Below are 16,558 nucleotides of genomic sequence, written 5' to 3' on the forward strand. Positions count from 1 at the left end.
ACACCGTCGAAGGCGCGAACGCGAGCGCCAATCTCTATACGCTCGTCGAGACCTGCAAGGCAAACAGCATCGATCCCTACCGGTACCTCACCTGGCTGTTCCAACACCTGCCTCTGGCGAAAACCGTCGACGACTACGACGCGTTGCTTCCCTGGAAAATGCCGGCGGACCTCCGCTGACCCGCATCACTATCACACCTCACGCGCTCCGCTACCATACTCTGAAGGGCGTCGTTCGTGGATCGCATACCTCTTTCCATACATTGCGGACTTCAATCATCGCCCACCTCCGCCGTACCACGGGAACGACCACTGCGTAATCCGGCGAAGCAGCTCATCGGTGAGCCACGCGAGCAGCGTTATCCACGCGACGTACGGCAGAATCAGGTCCATGGAGAGGTAGCGGCGCACGAGGAAGATGCGGTAGCCCAAGCCGTCCGTCGATGCGATCGCTTCAGCTGCGATGAGAAACAGCCAAGCAGCACCGAGCGAGAGACGCATCGCCACCAGCAGGCGCGGCAAGAGTTGCGGCAAAACCAGACGCAGAATCACCGTCCAGCTCGTCGCCCCCAATGTCTGAGCCTTGACCCACAGTTCGGCGGGAATATCGCGGGCGCGAGCATGCAGATCCCGAATAATCATGGGTGTAATACCGAAAACAATGAGCACGACCTTGGATAGCTCATCGAGCCCGAAGACGATGAAAAGAATCGGCAGCACCGCCAGCGGAGGCACCATCGAGACGACGGTGATGAATGGCGAGAGCGTTGCGCTGACGAGCGGCAACGAGCCGGTCGCAATAGCGGCCACCAATGCAATCACCGCGCTCACGAGGAGACCGATACCCAGTCGTCGCAAACTCGACAAGGTGTCGTCCCAAAACAGATATTCACCCGTGCGCTTGTCTTCGGTGAATGCAACCGACTTCACGGCATCGCTCATTTGCGCCGCGCTCGGAAGCAGCTTGTCATCGGGATTGAGCTTGAGCCGCTCCGCAGACCCCATGAAATAAACCGCAAATAGCACGACGAACGGTAGCAGGAGCAGCATCATGCCGCCGATCCGGCTCGGATATCGATTGATGAGTCGCATGGTGAGCGCCTGGTTGTTGCCTCGAAATCAGTCTCAGAGCTTGCCCGCAGCCGCCATCTCGACGTAGCTCGGGTCGAAACGCAGCTTGACGTTGTTCTTGTCGCCGACGATCACGTTCTTGTCGAATGCCATGCCGACGGAATCCGCACTCTTGGCATCCTGGCCGAGCAGACCGTGGTCAAAGGAGAACCTCGCTACGCGCGACATGATCTTCGGCATGTCCGGGCTCGTAACGAAAGCGACTGCCGCCTGAGGCGTGTAGAAGAGCGCGGTGGTCGACAACTGCCCCTTGAAGTTCGCAAGGTCGGTACCGGAGGCCTTCGCCATCGACGTCAGCGCGCCTGTGCTCGCCGCTGAATTGCTGTGCATCAACGCAACCATCTCGAACCATGCGCCCGTGAGTGCCTTGCCGAGCGCCGGGTTCTCTTGCAGCGTCTTCGTGTTGACGACCATCATGTCCATGATTTCGCCGGGAATCTTGCTCGAATCGAAGACTTCGGTCACGTTCGGCTGCGCTTTCAGATCGGCGAGCATCGGATTCCATGTCACCGCGTTGTGAACAGTGGGGGTCGCGAATGCGCCTGAGATATCGGCGTCGGATGTGTTCACAACCTTGAGATCGCGCTCGCTCATATGGGCGCTCTCCAAAGCGCGTGCGAGCAGGTAGTGGGAGACCGAGAACTGCACGAGGTTGACCTGCTGGCCCTTCAGGTCGGCGATCTGTTTGCCCTTGCCCTTCATGAGCACGCCGTCGTTGCCGTTCGAGTAATCGCTCACGATCAGGGCCGTCGAATCAACGCCGCCCGAGGCCGGGATGGTGAGCGCATCCATGTTGGTCATCGCGCAGCCATCGAACTTGCCGGCCGTGTACTGATTGATGGATTCAACGTAGTCGTTCAGCTGGACGACATCGATCTTGATGCCATACTTCGTGGCCCACTTCGAGATGATGCCCTGGGTTTTTGCCTGCCCCCACGGCATCCAGCCGGCGTAGATGGTCCAGCAAACCTTGAAGTCGCTGCGGCCCGCGGCGAACGCGGCACTTGAGGCGAAGGTGGCGAGGGAGACGGCGGCGGCGATGCCAAGACAGCGAACGAGCTTGCGCATGAGGTTGACCTCGAAGGGAACGGTTAGCAACGGCAGGGAGCAGCGCAAACATCGCGTTCTCTCCCGGGCTTTTATCCCGCCGTGTAACCTCGCCTGAGGTCGACAGCTCTCGGACCAGCACCTGCGAGAAGCAGGCCGGAACCCTAGCTGTCCATTTCCAGATTGTCTGACGAACCGGATGCTTCGCCGGCTCCTTGCCCACCCCTTAAAGCGAGAAGCGTGCCAGCGAAAAAAGCACGGCTTCGTGGCGTGCGAGGCATTTCCCTGCCCTGCGCCGGTAACAACGCGCACTAATATGCGTCACGGCGCACCCGTTTCGGGCACTGCGCTCGTCAACGGAACGCCGGAGGAGCGCGCGAAAAATGAAACGTAGCCGATAGCTTTCACAGATACTCGATCAATTGGGACGCCTCCCGATCGCCAAAGACCTGGACCCAGCCTCCTCGGGTATCCATATACTCCCTGATTGCCACGACTTGCCCGTCCTTCACTTCGTAAGCGAAGCAGTAGTCGTTGGAGTAGTTACGCCCGTTGGACAAACGGGCCGAGAGTCGATGCTCTACAAATACGAACTGCCCCTCGGCGGCGATACGCGGAAACACGTTCGTTCGGTCCTCAAAGAAACGCGGGAAGTTGCGAGCCATAAAACGCACAATCTGCTCTCGATTTAGCGTGTTCGTTCCAGCGGGTGATCAAAGTCGCTCGATCGTCCTCTCGTCGCTCGTACCATATGCGCAATACAGGGCCATCACAGTCTCTTTCGGCAACATCGCAAAATTCTCCCGAGATTGGATGAACGTTCTCCAAAACGAAGCAACCGTTTAGTTACAGCGATTCGTGTATTGAGCGTGGGACAACCATCGCGTACGACGAGAACGCGGCGACCAAGGCCAAAGAAGCAGTCGGCGAGATCGTTAAAGCCGTGCTGAAGCCCTAGGTTCGCTGTGACCGCGTTGAAGGCCCCTGGCTGGGATGAGACGTCGAGGGTACGCGGAGGCGACACCGCGCGTTCCGTCCCTGGCGCCGTTCGGGCGCATAGAGGTTCAGGTGGTGCAGCACGCGCCCGCCAGTCGTCATGCCGCTGCCCGCGATGATGATCATCGGTCCCTGGCGCGAAGCGATCGCCTTCGATTCGTCGACAGTTCTCGTCATGAACGCTGCGTGATCGATGGCGTGCAATTGCGAGACCGTCAATCGTCCCGTCTCCTTGAGCCGCGCGATGTAATAGAGGACGTCCTGCGCGCGCCCCTCTGCGAAGCAAGGCATCACCACAACGCCGCCGCGCGCGAAGGTTCTCCGGAGACCTCGGTCGTCCCGACGACCCGATTGTGTGCTGCTTTGGGCGTTGGCGAGCAGCCCGTTTTCAACCTCGACCGTCCGGCAGTTTCGTGTCGTCTGTAGGCGGCCGAGTTGCGATTGATCGTTGATCGTGTTGACGATACCTCGACCGGAGAAGCTGTCGATCACAAACGTAGCGACACCAAGCGAAAGAAAGTACTCCTCCCAGTCTGTGACGCCGCTGCCGACCCCGCCGGACCCATGCAGCAGGATAGCGAGCCGAAGCCGATCCGTGCCGTTTCGGGGAACCGAAGTTCGCCCGCCACGGTAACAGGTTTGCCATCCTCGCGGCCGCTCAGAAATTCCTGGTCAGTGAGCGTCACGGACGGAATCGGGATGACCTCCATTCGCGTCACCTGCGCGCGTCCGGCGTTCGCGAGGCAACTGCAAATGCAGATCAATGCGATTCTGACGAGCAGATTTTTGTTTGTTGTCCACATGGCGTCCCTCTTCTTCGTGCTGGTTCGCGCGATGACTTACGAAGTCCAGTATAGGCAGACGTAGAGCGAGAGCGGGAAATCGCGATGTGTGTTGAGCAACCATCTTCACAGGCGGCCATAGCTGTGCAATCCGGACAGGAACATGTTCACCCCTAGAAACGCGAAGGTGGTGACCAGCAGGCCCGTGAGCGCCCACCATGCGGCCACATGCCCCCGCAATCCCTTCATCAGCCGCATATGCAGCCAGGCCGCATAGTTCAGCCAGACGATCAGCGCCCACGTCTCCTTCGGATCCCAGCTCCAGTAGCCGCCCCACGCCTGGGCGGCCCATAGCGCGCCGAGAATCGTCGCAATGGTGAAAAACCCAAAACCGACAGCGGTCGACTTGTACATCACGTCGTCGAGCACATCGAGCGTCGGCAACCGGTCCGCCAGCACGCCCCGCTCCTTCAGCAGGTACGCCACGCCAACCATCGCCGACAGCGCAAAACTGCCGTAGCCGATAAAGTTGGCCGGGACGTGAATCTTCATCCACCAGCTTTGCAGCGCCGGCACCAGCGGTTGGATCAGCTGCGCGTCGCGCGCGATCGAGTACCACAACAGGAACCCGACCGCCGCGCTGATCACGAGCAGCACAAATGCGCCGAGCGAGCGCGTGTTGTAGTGCTGCTCGTAATACAGGTAAAAGAGTGCTGTGATCACGCTGAACAACACGAACACTTCGTACAGGTTCGAAATCGGAATATGCCCGACGTCAGCACCGATCAGATACGACTCATACCACCGCACCATCATTCCAACGAAACCCATCAGTACCGCGGCCCACGTCAGCATCGAGCCGATCGCGCCGCCCGACGGCGCGCGCGACAGCGTGCCCAACCAGTAGAACAGCGTGGCCAGCACGAAAAGCATGCTCATCCAAAGAATGGCCGACTGGCTGGACAGGAAATACTTCAGGACGAACGTGCTGTCGGCGCGCCACAATTCGCCCTCGTACATTTCGACCGCGAGCAGCGATAGCGCTGCGATTCCGGCAATCAGCAGCCGTGCAGGCTTCCAGCGCCAGCCGAGCACGACGAAGGCCGGCACCGAGCACACCAGCACTAGCTGGTCATAGACGTTCATGTACGCGTGGTAGCGCGACAAGGCGAAGCCGGCGCCTGAAACCATCGCGATGGCAAACAACCAGCCGAATGGACCGATGCGCCTTATGAAGGAGCGCTCGTCGGACAGCAGGCTCGTTTGATCGGCGTTCCACGTGGGCCGAGGCCGATGTATTGCCACTGGAGCAGCCACCGCAGCATCAGAAGAAGATGAGCACGATTTCATGGCATTCACTGTTCAAAGATGACGTCGAAGGATCGGGTTGCACGCACGCAAGGTTCCCTGCAGCTTGCTCATCGATCGTCTGGCGGACTAACGGACGCCTGCCCTTCCGGCGGAAACACCTCGACGTACGCCGCGACAGCACGCATGTCCCGATCCGACATATTGGCGCACACAGCCTTCATCACTGCGCCGCGAGGCCGGGTGTCAGTTTGCTGGAAGACGTGGAGCTGCTTCATGACGTAGTCCGCGTGCTGGCCCGCAAGCCGGGGAAACTGACTCGTCCCTTCGCCATGCTGGCCATGGCACGCCATGCACGCCGCGACGCCCTTGTCTGGCAGGCCCGAATGATAGATCGCGTTGCCTTCGTTGACGAGAGCGAGATCGCTCGCTTCACCGAGCACCGCGGGTTGACTCGAGAAGTACGTTGCAAGCTCGTCGATCTGCGCATCGGTCAAATGGGTGAAACCCCACATAAAACGCTGCGCGTTCGGATCAGCTCGCGAATGGTTCTTGAAATCCGTCAGTTGATCGACCAGGTATTCCTTGCGTTGCCCGGCGAGCTTTGGAAACGTAGGCGATACCGAAACGCCGTTCACGCCGTGACAGTTCGAACACACCTGCAAGGCGATAGTCTTTCCCCGCACCTGCGGGTTGTCGACCTGCCGCGAATGCTCCAGATCCTGACAGGCCGACCCGGCCAGCAGCATCCCAATGGAGACGATAAGCGTCACTTTGTTCATGTCACCAATCTCCTCGCGGCACGGCGCACGAGACATCACCATGAAGCGGCCCACAGATAGATGAAAAGCGTATCGTTGTCTCTCGCGTTACGCCCGGTGCCGTCGTAGTTTGACGTGGCACCGAGAAACTTGGTGTAGTGTGTGTATTGAATACCTATTCGTATTCGTTGATTCGGAATCCAGAATATTTCCGGCGTCCAGCCCTGAGTGTTCGGATGGAAGTTCGCGCTAGCCGCGTAGGCTGTGCTGTCTGGACTACCGGTCGTATTGAAGAACGAAAGACTGAACCCGTACTTGGCCTGGTAGACGTACGATGCCTTGATCCTCAGCGAGTCGAGATTCCCCGACGTGCTGTCGCTGAGGACCAGGTTGTTCGGATCATGGACGTTCTCGCGCACATAGCGAGCTTGCGCGGTGATCGTGTGCGGCTCGAGCAGGTACTCGTACTGCGCGTCCACACCGTAATCTCGGAAGCGCGTCACGCCCTGCGTAAAGATCGGGAACTGGTTGGAGTCATTCGGATAAATGTTCACGTTCAACAGGAACGCGCCGACCATTGCGCTATGCGGTCCCCAGTCTCGCGTCAACGCAATGCGCGCATACGGGTTGTAACCACGCAGATAAATCTGCGGGTGAGCCGCGTTCCCTTCCCGGTTGCCGTGACTCATGAACGACCAGATACCGTCGGCCGTGCTGTACGCAGTCAGTTCGGCGTAGATCATCTTGTTCCAGTACAGGTAGCCGCCTATACCCGCCACCTGTGACGCAAGACTGCCTTCTATGACCGGCAGATTGGGAATCTTTGCGACCGGACTGATCGTCGATGAAATGTACGGATAACCCCATGCCGGCGCTGAGTTCCAGACATCCTGCACGGTTGGATTGTTGTGCAGCGTTACTCCGAGGATGAGATCGTTCGCTTCGCCCATGATCCGGTCGACGAACCGGAAGTCGGTATTATCGGATGCCCAGTGGCCTTCCCATTTGTTCGTTTCGCCATTCTGATGGTCGTAGTTCGTGTAGGTAAACTGTGTGAAGGCACCAATGTTATCGGTGATCTTTCCGGCAAGGAAGATGCTCGCAAAATCGAATATCGGGAGACCATTCTTCGTGTTGATGGGGTTGCCACTCGCGTCGGTATTGACCCGCGTCTGGCTCAAATCGCCGATCGCCATTGCCGCAATCGGGATCGTTCGTTCACCAAGCGTATAGCCAGTAAGCTTGAACATTCGCCCATAGGGCGTGAGTTCAGGAAATTGTCCCCCGGCGTGACAAGCCACACAACTCTGTCCGGTTTGGCGCGCGAAGATCGGCAACGCGTGTGCGGTGGTCGCCGGCAGCAACGCCAGCATCACGAATGCGAGTATCCAGCCACAGAACAGCCAGTGATGGAATGCTGCATGACCAACAAGTGCCTTTGTCATGGCTGTCACTCCTGCGCCGCGTCGTGAAAACGCATCCCATCGGCGGCGAGCGCTGAAGTCCGTACTCCGTGTTCCGCGGCGATAAAGGAGCGATTGGCTCCGGCTGGTGAAACCGTTCACGATGAACCCTTTTCACGCACGCGATGTCATCATTGTGCAAACGCGCAATCAGAATCGCGATGGGTCAATCTCCTCTTTTTGCGGTAGGAGTCTCGCTAGATGTCGCGATGCATCGAACTATCTGCTCGTCGCTTATGCGTAACATCGAGCGGCACGACTTCTACGGGACGAAGTAATGTGACCGTTCAATGGCAGCCTGTCCGCACGCTCGTTCGCGCATGACGTGCACATTCCCGGCGCCGAACGCGAAGTCTTCATTTGACACCTCCTATACGCACGATCGACCTGATCGATCATGACGGCTCGCGCAGCCGCCGCGCGGCGTTGCTTCGCGTGACTCGCGTCCTGCGTAAACGAGAAGGCGCCTCGAATATTCCCGACGGGTTGCGCCGCGAATAAGAGGCTGAAAGTCGTGCTATTCCGATTACACGGTGAGGTCTTCCGATGGACTTCGATGTAGACGATGCGATCGAGGTGGAATAATTCGCGTAGGGGATTCGTTTAGATGGGATGCGGTTTACCGCACCACGCAGGAGTGAGGACACTGGGAGAAACTAGTTGAAGGCCGAACACGTCCGGATCTCTGTATTCGGCCTTGGAAGAAGCATGGCAGGCGCGCCTGACGCGGGTGAAGTCGCCTAGCGCGCTGCGATCCCTTGAGCTCCGGGCGGTACGCCGGTAACTGAACCAATCGGTTCGAGCGTGCCGTCAGGCATCACGCGAAACCCGCTTACGGCGCCATTGCCCTCCCGCACATAGAGGAATTTGCTGCGGCTACTGAGCGCCATGTCGAGCGGAGCGCTGAGTGTGCCTGCAGCTGGATTGACCAGGTTTAGCGTACCGTTCGCGGCAATGCGCAGACTGCTGATCGTGCCGCTACCGGCATTGGCGGTATAGGCAAAACGTCCGTCCCCGGTTGTGACAAGCCAGCAAGGAGCGGACTGGCCCAGCGGGATTGCCGCACTGATCGAATCGAGATGTTTGCCGTCTTCTACTTCGTATGAGGAGGCCGAACCGGACCCGGCTTCGGAGACGATTGCATAACCACGTGTTGTGATGGAAAAACCGAACGGTGTAACGCCGTTTGAGGCATGGGGGGTTGGAGTCGAAGCGTAGCCGGTAAAGCCGACGGAATACGTGTCAATGAGCTGCGTGCCCTTCTCGGTCACCAGCAATTCGTCGCCTTCCGGTGCGAACCGGACTTGCGCCGGCTGGGCAGAGGTTCCGCCGGCGAGTGGCCGCTGCGAGCCGGGTAACGCAACGAGGCGCTTGCCGAACGCGTCAACAAAATAGCCACTAATGTTCGGTGTGCCGCCAGCATTGAGCACATACGCGATGGGCCCCTTGACCGTCACGCTGACGGGCATTTGACCGCCCGATGGCTTTCTGTCGAGCAGCGTCAGTTTGCTGCCGTCGATTGCAAAAAGCGAAACATCATTGCTACCAGCATTCACCGCGAGCAGAAAGCCCGAATCTAATGTCAGCGCACCCTGCGAGCCTAGCGGATCGGCTCCCGTGCCCGCTCCTTTTCCGCCGGTTTGATAGGTGGCCGCGTAGGTCAGTGTTCCGTTTGTGGCTCGAGCATAGACAAGAACCGAGTTTCCGGAGGGCTGGTTTGACATGACGTACACTGCCCCTGGCGGATCGACCTCAGAAGCGGCTTGCGCAAAGCTGCTTGAAGCGAATCCCAGCGCAGTTGCGCACGCGATGGTCCGCAATGGAAACGATGAAAGGTACGTGACAAATGACATGACGAACTCCTTGCCTGGTAGACACGATTTCGTTAAGGGAACTGCCACTGCACTGCTCGCTCGTTCTTCTCTCGTAGCGTCGATTGTGAATATAGAAAGCACACCTTATGAATGGAAACGTGCAACTGGAAATGTCGCCCCCCCGCTTGAGTTCACGAATGGCATCAAAAATATCCGGTACGGCATGTCAAACTGAAACTCAAACATTGACTGCCACCCCGACCGGCTCAAGGCGCGCCATTGGTAACTCGTGCCGCGCCGATGATTGCACCACCCGGCGACTGGATCAGTATTGCCGCCTGCTCACCGGCCGGCAACGCAGGTTCAAGCGTCAACGGGGCGCCTGTCCATTCACCGACGGCTTCAATTGAGCGAACGATATTTGACTCCCTGAGCGTACGACCGGTGTTTTCGCCTCGCCCGACCTCGGTCACGTGCCCGGTGTCATATCCAACCAGCAAGACCTGACCATGGCCGGTGCCGCGCCCCACCATGACTGATAGCGTCCCGCCGCGGCGCACACCACTAACATCCACCCCTGCCTCGTCCGCTTTCTGTGCGATTTCAATTGCCGCCTCGGCTGCACGTCGATTCGAACCCACAAATCTCTTCTGGCCGTCGATCACCATTTCCGGGGTATAGGCGCTCTCACCAAATCGAGCGCTGTACTCGGCCTGACGCTGCGTGGCAGCTTCCAGCGAGTAAGGGTCACGCCAGCCCAGGCCGTCCCAGTACGTCACATGAAACGCGAGTGGAAGCACCTCGCGACGGTCACGCGATAGCTCAGACAGGTAGGCATCTGCTGGAGGACATGAGGAGCACCCTTCCGAGGTGAACAGTTCGACAACTACAGGCCTGGCTGACGCCACGACGGGTGCGACAAGAAAAAAGAACGCAATAGCGACGTGCCGTACGGACATGATCGGTCTCCAGAATGACGGGACTGCCTCCTGATTCGTCATAGCGCGGTCGCGCGGTTACACCGCGGCACGGCAATCGGCATGTCGAAGCACAATCGCCAGAATTTAGCGCCACATTGAGATACAGACAGCTGTTGTCCGTCTGCGTTAATTCGTTCGGTTACGCATCCCGGTTACAGCCAGAAGAACTTTTTTCGTCGGAGAGATCGTTACGGCCGACCTTGCGGGCGTCCTGCTCCCAACCCTACCCACATCGGGGCCGCAGCGGTGTACGCATACCGTTCCACCGAAAAGGCGCACGCGCGCCTCGCACGCCCCTACGGATTGGCGTCGTACGCAGCGCCTGGATCGAGATAACGGGGAAGCGATGCAATGGCCTGCTTTGGCAGCGGCACGCTGTAGAGGAAGCCCTGCGCAATCTCGCAACCATGAGCATCGAGAAAGGCGGCCTGCTCTATTGTCTCGACGCCTTCAGCAACGACCCGCTGCCCGAGGCAACGTGCGATGGACAGGATTGCCTTCACGAGTTCGGCATGGCGCCGGTCAGTCGTGACTCGCTGCACGAACGTACGATCGATCTTGAGCGTATCAATAGGGAATCGGGTCAAATAGCTGAGTGCTGAATAGCCGGTGCCGAAATCGTCGATCGCGATGGAGAGTCCCATGTTCTCGAACATCAGAAGCGCGCTCAGGACCGAGTCGTCCTCTTCCAGCAGCAGACTTTCGGTAATCTCAAACTCCAGCCACTCCGGTCGACAGCCGGTTTCATCGAGGACATTCTTTACCGTCAGCGCGAGGTCGCGCGACTGAAACTGTCTCGCGGAAAGATTGATCGACACCCTGTGGCGCGCGCCACTCCCGGTATTCCATTCGACGGCCGAGCGACAAGCTTCGCGGAGCACCCACCGCCCAAGATCGACGATGAGGCCCGTTTCCTCCGCAAGCGGCACGAACTGATCCGGGCGAATGAAGCCCGCTCCGGGGCGATTCCATCTCAGCAATGCTTCCGAACCGACTACTTCCGCAGCGCGGAGCGTAACCTGAGGCTGGTAATACAACTCAAACTCGCCCAGATCGACTGCGCGCCGCAGTTCCGACTCGAGCGAAAGACGTGCGGTGGCCTCGACGGTCAGGTCCTTCGTGTAAAAGCGAAAACCGCGACGCCCTGAGCGCTTCGCGAGGTACATCGCAGAATCTGCGTATCTCAACAAGTCTTTCGCGTCGGTACTGTCGACCGGATACAGCGCGATCCCGACGCTGCACGATATGAACACCTCTCTTGCGTCGAGCACGAAAGGCTCATCGAGTCGCCTGATGATCCTCGCGGAGATCTCCTCGAGGATGCCGTGATCGGCAACCTCGGGCAGCAGAACGGCGAACTCATCACCACCGAAGCGGGCAACCGTGTCACCCGCGCGCACGCATGCAACCAGACGACGCGCGGCCTCACGCAGCAGTTCATCACCGACCGCATGACCCATCGTGTCGTTGACACCCTTGAAGCGGTCCATGTCGATCATCATGACGGCCGTATAGTGGTCGTGCGTGCTGTTCGAGATTGCCAGACGCAATTGTTCGTTGAACAGGACGCGATTCGGCAGCGCGGTTAACGCGTCGAAATACGCCATCCGATGAATTTTCCCTCTGGAAGCGTGCAGCTCCGAGATATCCCGCCCCACGGCAAGGACGGTTTCCACCTTGCCGTCCGCTCCCAGTTCTGGCGTCAGCCGGATTAGCTGGCATAGTTGCCTGTTCTCGTCAGGCCCCCAGATCAACTCGAACTCCCTGTCGCTTGCCGTCGCGAAGACTTCCCTGAGCTGCTGCTCATAGAGGATGGCGCCTGGCCCGCCGGGATATTCGGCCGGCGTCCTGCCAAGCAGCGCTTGCGCCCCGCCACTGGCGAGCGACGCGAAAGTGGGATTGACGTAGAGGCGTCGGCAATCCCGTCCGTAACGGGCGACCGTATCGGGCGAGTTTTCAACGAGGGTTCGAAATTCGCGTTCCCGCCGGGCCAGTTTCTCCTCGAAACGGCGCCGTTCACTCATGTCGCGAGCCACGCCGAGGACGCCCGCCACAGTCTCTCCTGCATCGAACACCGGCAGGCGTCGAGTTTCGAGCAATGTCCGTTCACGGGTCGGCGGAGCGACCACCCACTCGTCGTTCACGCAAACATGCAGCGCGTCGATCGCTGCCTTGTCGCGTTCCCGAAAGTAGTCCGCCAGCTCTGCATCGAAAATGTCGTAATCGGTTCTCCCGAGAATTTCAGCTTTCGGCTTGCCGACAAATTTCTCGAAGCTGTAATTGCAAAGCAGGAAGATGCCAGCCGTGTCCTTGAGCCACACCATATCGGGGATGGTATGGAGCACGGTCATCAACTGTGCGCGCGCGTCGGACAGTTCGCGAGCCTTGTCTTCGAGGCGACCATTGAGTTGAAGGGTCCTCTCGTATTGCGCCCGCTGCTCGGACTCCGCCCGCTTACGTTCGGTAATGTCCAGAATCGCACCGATCAAGCCGGCCTGGCGGCCTTCATCGTCGTGGAAAACAGCCTTGCTGAACTCCACGTCGCGCACCGCTTTCGTCGCGTTCTGGACCTTGAATTCGTATCGCTGGATCCCGCCTTTCGCGAACAGATCCTCGTCCATGGCGAAATAGGTTTGCGCCAGCTTGTACGGACTCGTCTCAAAGACGGTCTTGCCGACGAATCGCTCCTTGGGCACACCAAGAAATTCTTCGAAAGCCCGATTGAGATGAAGGTACCGCCCTTCCCTGTCTTTCGAAAAAACAGGAATGGGAATGGTATCCAGCAACGATTCGAGAAACGACTCGCGCTCACGGAGCTTTGCCTCCGCACGTTTGCGCGCCGTGATGTTGAAATAGATCGCGAGCACGCCAGGAGCAGCGTCCGGAGCCGGATAGCTTACGAACTGCACCAGGTAATATTCGCCCTGCGTATGCGGCAAGCCGTCGAACGTCAGTTCCAGCTCACGCGCAACGCCGGTGATCGCGACTCCGCGAACGGTATCGAGGTACTCCTGCAGCGCCTGGGGCGAAAACATCCGGGCTTCGGCATTCGTTGCACAGGCGCTTTCGGATGCGGCCCTCATCATCGCGAGGGCCGCGCTGTTCATGTAGCGCCGTTGGCCCTGCGCGTCGTATCGGATGACCGGCATAGGCAGGTTGCTGAGCGGCTCGCTGTACTCGCTTTCTGCGTCCATTCCAGGGTTTCTCATGCTGTCAAAGAGAATGTGTGCTAGTCCAACGCCATCTACGCACGCGTTCCCGGAATCGGCAACTTCAACAACGCGCAACACGGCATGCCATCAATGCGGTAACGGCAGGATGCGGGAATTCTGAAGAGCGTCGGCATCGCTCTGAACGACATCGATGTGTTATATAGGCGCGATGCCTACTCTCGCCGAACCTGCATGCCGCTCTTCGATCTGCGCACTGTCATCCTGATGTCTTCGGTCATGCCAGGACTCATGGCAATCGCCTTGTTCTCGCTGGCCCGAAGCTTTCCTCAGAACATACGCGGGGTCCGTCATTGGGCATCAGGTGCGCTGGTGGTCAGCGTATCGGTACTCCTCCTCGCGTTTCGCGGCAGCGTGCCGGACTGGCTTTCGATCCTAGTCGCGAACTGCGGAATCATTTTTGGCACGGGGCTGGGACTCGCTGGCACCCAGATCCTCTACGGGCGCCGACCCAGCTGGCGCTTCGTCTCGCTGCTCCTCTTCATTGCCGCGGCCAGCATGAGCTGGTTGGTCCATCCATCCGTTGCGGGCCGCACCGTCGTGATTACCGGAGCACTCGCGGTACTCTACGGCACGCACGGCGTGGTTATGCTCCGCCTTGGCCGACCCAGCCGCACGGCGCTTTCCGTTGGCACACTGCTTCTTGCCGAATCCGCAGTTGCAGGCGCACGCTGCATCTCCGTCGCGCTAGCGACGGGGGGTCTACCCGATCTCTTCCATCCGGAATTGATGCAGACGCTCTACCTCACCGCAGGTGCCGCGTTCTCCTTGCTCGTGACAGTGGGCCTTCTGCTGATTGCAATGGAGCGGTTACGCACACAGCTCGAGCGGCAGTCATACCGCGATCCGTTGACAGGTTTGCTGAACCGCCGCGCGCTCGCGCTCGCATTCGAAGAGGAGCGTGAGCTGGCGAAGCGCAACGGGGCCGTGCTCTCCATGCTCCTTATCGACCTCGACCACTTCAAGCGGGTAAACGACGAGCATGGGCACGATATGGGAGATAACGTCCTGATCGACTTCGCGGAACGCGCCAGTGCGGCAATGCCGGCGTCAGCCTATCTCGCACGCTGGGGAGGAGAAGAGTTCGCCGTGTTGCTGCCGGCACTCTCCCTGCAAAACGCTCACCGGCTGGCCGAACTGATCTGCACGCGAATCTCCGAGCCCGGCTCTAGTCCGCCCGTGATTCGATACACATGCAGCATCGGCGTGGCCTGCCTCGCCGCGGCCGAAGCGACGATCCAACAGTTGGCGCGCGATGCCGACACTGCGCTCTATCACGCCAAGCATCTCGGCCGCAACCGCGTCGAGATCTGCGACCGCGCATTTGCTGCCTGAAACCTACCGGCAGCCCGGTACGCGACGACGTCAGTTCTTCACCGGGAAATACCAGAGATTGCGGTCGGTATAGCCGAACTGCCTGATGATCGATGCCAGCGTTCCGTCGGCCCGAAGTTCGTCGAGCGTTCGCGACACCGCGTCGTTCAGATCGACGTCGCCCTTGCGCAACGCGTAGCGCGCGTATCCGTACTCCTGCGGCAATGGCCTGTAGTCAGCCACCATTTCCATTGCGGCAGATGGATGTTGTTTCACGAATTGCCCGATCTTGATGTCGTCTTCCATCGCAACGTCGATTCGCCCCGCGATCAGATCGGAGAACTCCGCCTCGTTGCTCGTGTAGAGCTTGAGCTCCTTCAGGTCCTTGCGCCCTTCGAGCAACTGGTGATTGATGCTACCGCGTACTGTCCCGACGATATGCCCAGCGAAGTCGTTCCAACCATGAATCTTCGACGGATTGCCACGCTGTACCGCGATGCCCGATCCGTACCAGTATGCCGGGCTGGTGAATGCTACGACGCGCAGCCGCTGCTCGTTCTCGTGCAGGTTGTCAACGATGACGTCGGCGCGGCCGGCGAGCAGCGCCGGAATCATCGCGTCGAACGGCACAATATCCCAATTGACTTTCGTGATCTTGAGCCGCTTCGTGATTTCGCGGAAGATGCGCACGTCCGCGCCGTCGAACGTGTGCGTTTTCTCGTCCTGGAAGGTCGACGGCGGATCGGCGGCGATCACGAATGTAATGCCGTTCCTGATCGCGCGCGCGTACGAGCCGTCTCCGCCATCGAAGCGCACGTCGCTGATTGCGGTGCTATCGGCCGCATGCGCATTGGACAACAACGTTGCAGCCCCCATCAATATCGATGCCAATGCCAGCGTAGCTTTGCGCATGAAACGCCCCGAATTAGTTAGTTATCCAGATGTGATGAATCGATCGTGCCAGTCGTCTTGCTGCCTCTCGCGTGAGCGAGCCGGTCATCGCGCACGCACTGCGACACTCGCCGGCCGCGTGTTGCCCATCTTCCGCTCGAGCCAGTGCACGACCAGGGCGCTCGGCCAAGAAAATGCCAGATAAAGCGCGCCGACCAGCGTGAATATCGTGACGTACTGGAAGTTCGTCGACGAAATGATCTGGCCGGTAAACATCAGCTCCTTGACCGTCACGATCGACACGAGCGAGGTGTCCTTGAAGAGCGAAATCGCATAGTTGCCGAGTGGCGGTACGACGATACGGATGGCCTGGGGAAGCACGATCAGGCGCAGCGTCTGGCCGCCGGACATGCCGAGCGCCTTCGCGGCTTGCGTCTGGCTCTTCGGCACGGCTTCGATGCCCGCGCGATACACCTCGGCGAGGTACGCTGAGTAGTTGATCGACAGGCCGATTACGCCCGCCGTGAACGGAGCGAAGCGAATCCCGAATGAGGGCAGCACGAAGTAGATGTAGAACAGTTGCAGCAGCGCGGGAGTGCCGCGAATCACCTCGATATAAACCGATGCAATTGTTCTCGGCAGCCGTGCGCGGCTGATTCTGGCGATGGCGAGCAGCAGGCCGAACGGCAGGCTGAGCGCAAGGATGCTGAAGGTCAGCTCGATGCTCGTGAGCGCCCCTTTGAGCAGATCAGGCAGATAGCTGCTCGCGTCGTGCAGATCGAACAGATTGAAAAAGGTGGTCAGCATGAGGTCCTCGCCCCGTCGCGGGGGGCGCCAGTGTT

At 59.3% G+C, this 16,558-nt stretch carries 13 protein-coding genes, 2 pseudogenes and 1 riboswitch; of the genes and pseudogenes, 2 read left to right on the forward strand and 13 right to left on the reverse strand.

What is annotated here, in order from left to right:
* The coding region (locus M3I54_RS36240; protein ID WP_254343812.1) for a transposase domain-containing protein at nucleotides 1–179 on the forward strand (179 nt) is incomplete at its 5' end.
* A 96-nt stretch (nucleotides 180–275) separates the two neighbouring features.
* On the opposite strand, the gene M3I54_RS36245 is transcribed toward M3I54_RS36240, so the two are convergent.
* The 11 genes and pseudogenes from M3I54_RS36245 to M3I54_RS36295 all read right to left on the reverse strand — a co-directional run bounded on the left by M3I54_RS36245 (nucleotide 276) and on the right by M3I54_RS36295 (nucleotide 13,475).
* On the reverse strand, nucleotides 276–1,091 hold the full coding sequence (locus M3I54_RS36245) for an ABC transporter permease (protein ID WP_254344470.1): 816 nt from the start codon (nucleotides 1,089–1,091) through the stop codon (nucleotides 276–278).
* Nucleotides 1,092–1,124: 33 nt separating this feature from the next.
* A complete protein-coding gene (locus M3I54_RS36250) occupies nucleotides 1,125–2,198 on the reverse strand; it encodes a putative urea ABC transporter substrate-binding protein (RefSeq protein ID WP_254344472.1) in 1,074 nt (357 codons plus the stop codon).
* Between the two features lie 58 nt (nucleotides 2,199–2,256).
* A riboswitch (guanidine-I (ykkC/yxkD leader) is annotated at nucleotides 2,257–2,356 on the reverse strand.
* 225 nt (nucleotides 2,357–2,581) lie between these two features.
* Nucleotides 2,582–2,866: pseudogene (locus tag M3I54_RS36255) on the reverse strand (nuclear transport factor 2 family protein); the annotation flags it as partial.
* A 352-nt stretch (nucleotides 2,867–3,218) separates the two neighbouring features.
* Nucleotides 3,219–3,494, reverse strand: a pseudogene (locus M3I54_RS36260) (MBL fold metallo-hydrolase); the annotation flags it as partial.
* Between the two features lie 167 nt (nucleotides 3,495–3,661).
* On the reverse strand, nucleotides 3,662–3,976 hold the full coding sequence (locus tag M3I54_RS36265) for a hypothetical protein (protein ID WP_254344476.1): 315 nt from the start codon (nucleotides 3,974–3,976) through the stop codon (nucleotides 3,662–3,664).
* 105 nt (nucleotides 3,977–4,081) lie between these two features.
* Nucleotides 4,082–5,305 (reverse strand): c-type cytochrome biogenesis protein CcsB, encoded by a 1,224-nt coding sequence (gene ccsB, locus M3I54_RS36270; RefSeq protein ID WP_375542277.1) that lies wholly within the window; start codon nucleotides 5,303–5,305, stop codon nucleotides 4,082–4,084.
* A gap of 68 nt (nucleotides 5,306–5,373) precedes the next feature.
* Nucleotides 5,374–6,045 (reverse strand): cytochrome c, encoded by a 672-nt coding sequence (locus tag M3I54_RS36275; protein ID WP_254344480.1) that lies wholly within the window; start codon nucleotides 6,043–6,045, stop codon nucleotides 5,374–5,376.
* Nucleotides 6,046–6,080: 35 nt separating this feature from the next.
* The gene (locus M3I54_RS36280; protein WP_254344482.1) at nucleotides 6,081–7,469 is read right to left on the reverse strand and encodes a cytochrome C; all 1,389 of its coding nucleotides are present in this window, start codon (nucleotides 7,467–7,469) and stop codon (nucleotides 6,081–6,083) included.
* Between the two features lie 758 nt (nucleotides 7,470–8,227).
* Nucleotides 8,228–9,340, reverse strand: a complete 1,113-nt coding sequence (locus M3I54_RS36285) for a beta-propeller fold lactonase family protein (RefSeq protein ID WP_254344484.1) — start codon at nucleotides 9,338–9,340, stop codon at nucleotides 8,228–8,230.
* A 227-nt stretch (nucleotides 9,341–9,567) separates the two neighbouring features.
* The gene (locus M3I54_RS36290) at nucleotides 9,568–10,260 is read right to left on the reverse strand and encodes a thioredoxin family protein (RefSeq protein WP_254344486.1); all 693 of its coding nucleotides are present in this window, start codon (nucleotides 10,258–10,260) and stop codon (nucleotides 9,568–9,570) included.
* Nucleotides 10,261–10,577: 317 nt separating this feature from the next.
* Nucleotides 10,578–13,475, reverse strand: a complete 2,898-nt coding sequence (locus M3I54_RS36295; protein WP_254344488.1) for an EAL domain-containing protein — start codon at nucleotides 13,473–13,475, stop codon at nucleotides 10,578–10,580.
* A gap of 210 nt (nucleotides 13,476–13,685) precedes the next feature.
* Here M3I54_RS36295 and M3I54_RS36300 point away from each other — a divergent pair, with 210 nt between their 5' ends.
* Complete coding sequence (locus M3I54_RS36300) at nucleotides 13,686–14,846, forward strand: GGDEF domain-containing protein (protein ID WP_254344490.1); 1,161 nt, start codon at nucleotides 13,686–13,688, stop codon at nucleotides 14,844–14,846.
* A gap of 30 nt (nucleotides 14,847–14,876) precedes the next feature.
* Here M3I54_RS36300 and M3I54_RS36305 read toward each other — a convergent pair whose 3' ends face one another.
* Nucleotides 14,877–15,737: an ABC transporter substrate-binding protein gene (locus M3I54_RS36305; RefSeq protein WP_254344492.1), complete on the reverse strand. Its 861-nt coding sequence runs from the start codon at nucleotides 15,735–15,737 to the stop codon at nucleotides 14,877–14,879.
* Nucleotides 15,738–15,821: 84 nt separating this feature from the next.
* Entirely contained in the window at nucleotides 15,822–16,523 is a 702-nt protein-coding gene (ehuD, locus tag M3I54_RS36310) for an ectoine/hydroxyectoine ABC transporter permease subunit EhuD (RefSeq protein WP_254344495.1), read from the reverse strand.
* Nucleotides 16,524–16,558: the final 35 nt, after the last annotated feature.

This window comes from Paraburkholderia sp. CNPSo 3274 (genome assembly GCF_024206475.1).
Lineage (GTDB): Bacteria > Pseudomonadota > Gammaproteobacteria > Burkholderiales > Burkholderiaceae > Paraburkholderia.

Coding starts and splice junctions, on each gene's coding strand:
- M3I54_RS36265 (WP_254344476.1), bottom strand. CDS start 3,976: ATGTGGACAACAAACAAAAATCTGCTCGTCAGAATCGCATTGATCTGC.
- M3I54_RS36285 (WP_254344484.1), bottom strand. CDS start 9,340: ATGTCATTTGTCACGTACCTTTCATCGTTTCCATTGCGGACCATCGCG.
- M3I54_RS36290 (WP_254344486.1), bottom strand. CDS start 10,260: ATGTCCGTACGGCACGTCGCTATTGCGTTCTTTTTTCTTGTCGCACCC.
- M3I54_RS36245 (WP_254344470.1), bottom strand. CDS start 1,091: ATGCGACTCATCAATCGATATCCGAGCCGGATCGGCGGCATGATGCTG.
- ehuD (WP_254344495.1), bottom strand. CDS start 16,523: ATGCTGACCACCTTTTTCAATCTGTTCGATCTGCACGACGCGAGCAGC.
- M3I54_RS36300 (WP_254344490.1), top strand. CDS start 13,686: ATGCCGCTCTTCGATCTGCGCACTGTCATCCTGATGTCTTCGGTCATG.
- M3I54_RS36305 (WP_254344492.1), bottom strand. CDS start 15,737: ATGCGCAAAGCTACGCTGGCATTGGCATCGATATTGATGGGGGCTGCA.
- M3I54_RS36280 (WP_254344482.1), bottom strand. CDS start 7,469: ATGACAAAGGCACTTGTTGGTCATGCAGCATTCCATCACTGGCTGTTC.
- ccsB (WP_375542277.1), bottom strand. CDS start 5,305: ATGAAATCGTGCTCATCTTCTTCTGATGCTGCGGTGGCTGCTCCAGTG.
- M3I54_RS36250 (WP_254344472.1), bottom strand. CDS start 2,198: ATGCGCAAGCTCGTTCGCTGTCTTGGCATCGCCGCCGCCGTCTCCCTC.
- M3I54_RS36275 (WP_254344480.1), bottom strand. CDS start 6,045: ATGAACAAAGTGACGCTTATCGTCTCCATTGGGATGCTGCTGGCCGGG.
- M3I54_RS36295 (WP_254344488.1), bottom strand. CDS start 13,475: ATGGACGCAGAAAGCGAGTACAGCGAGCCGCTCAGCAACCTGCCTATG.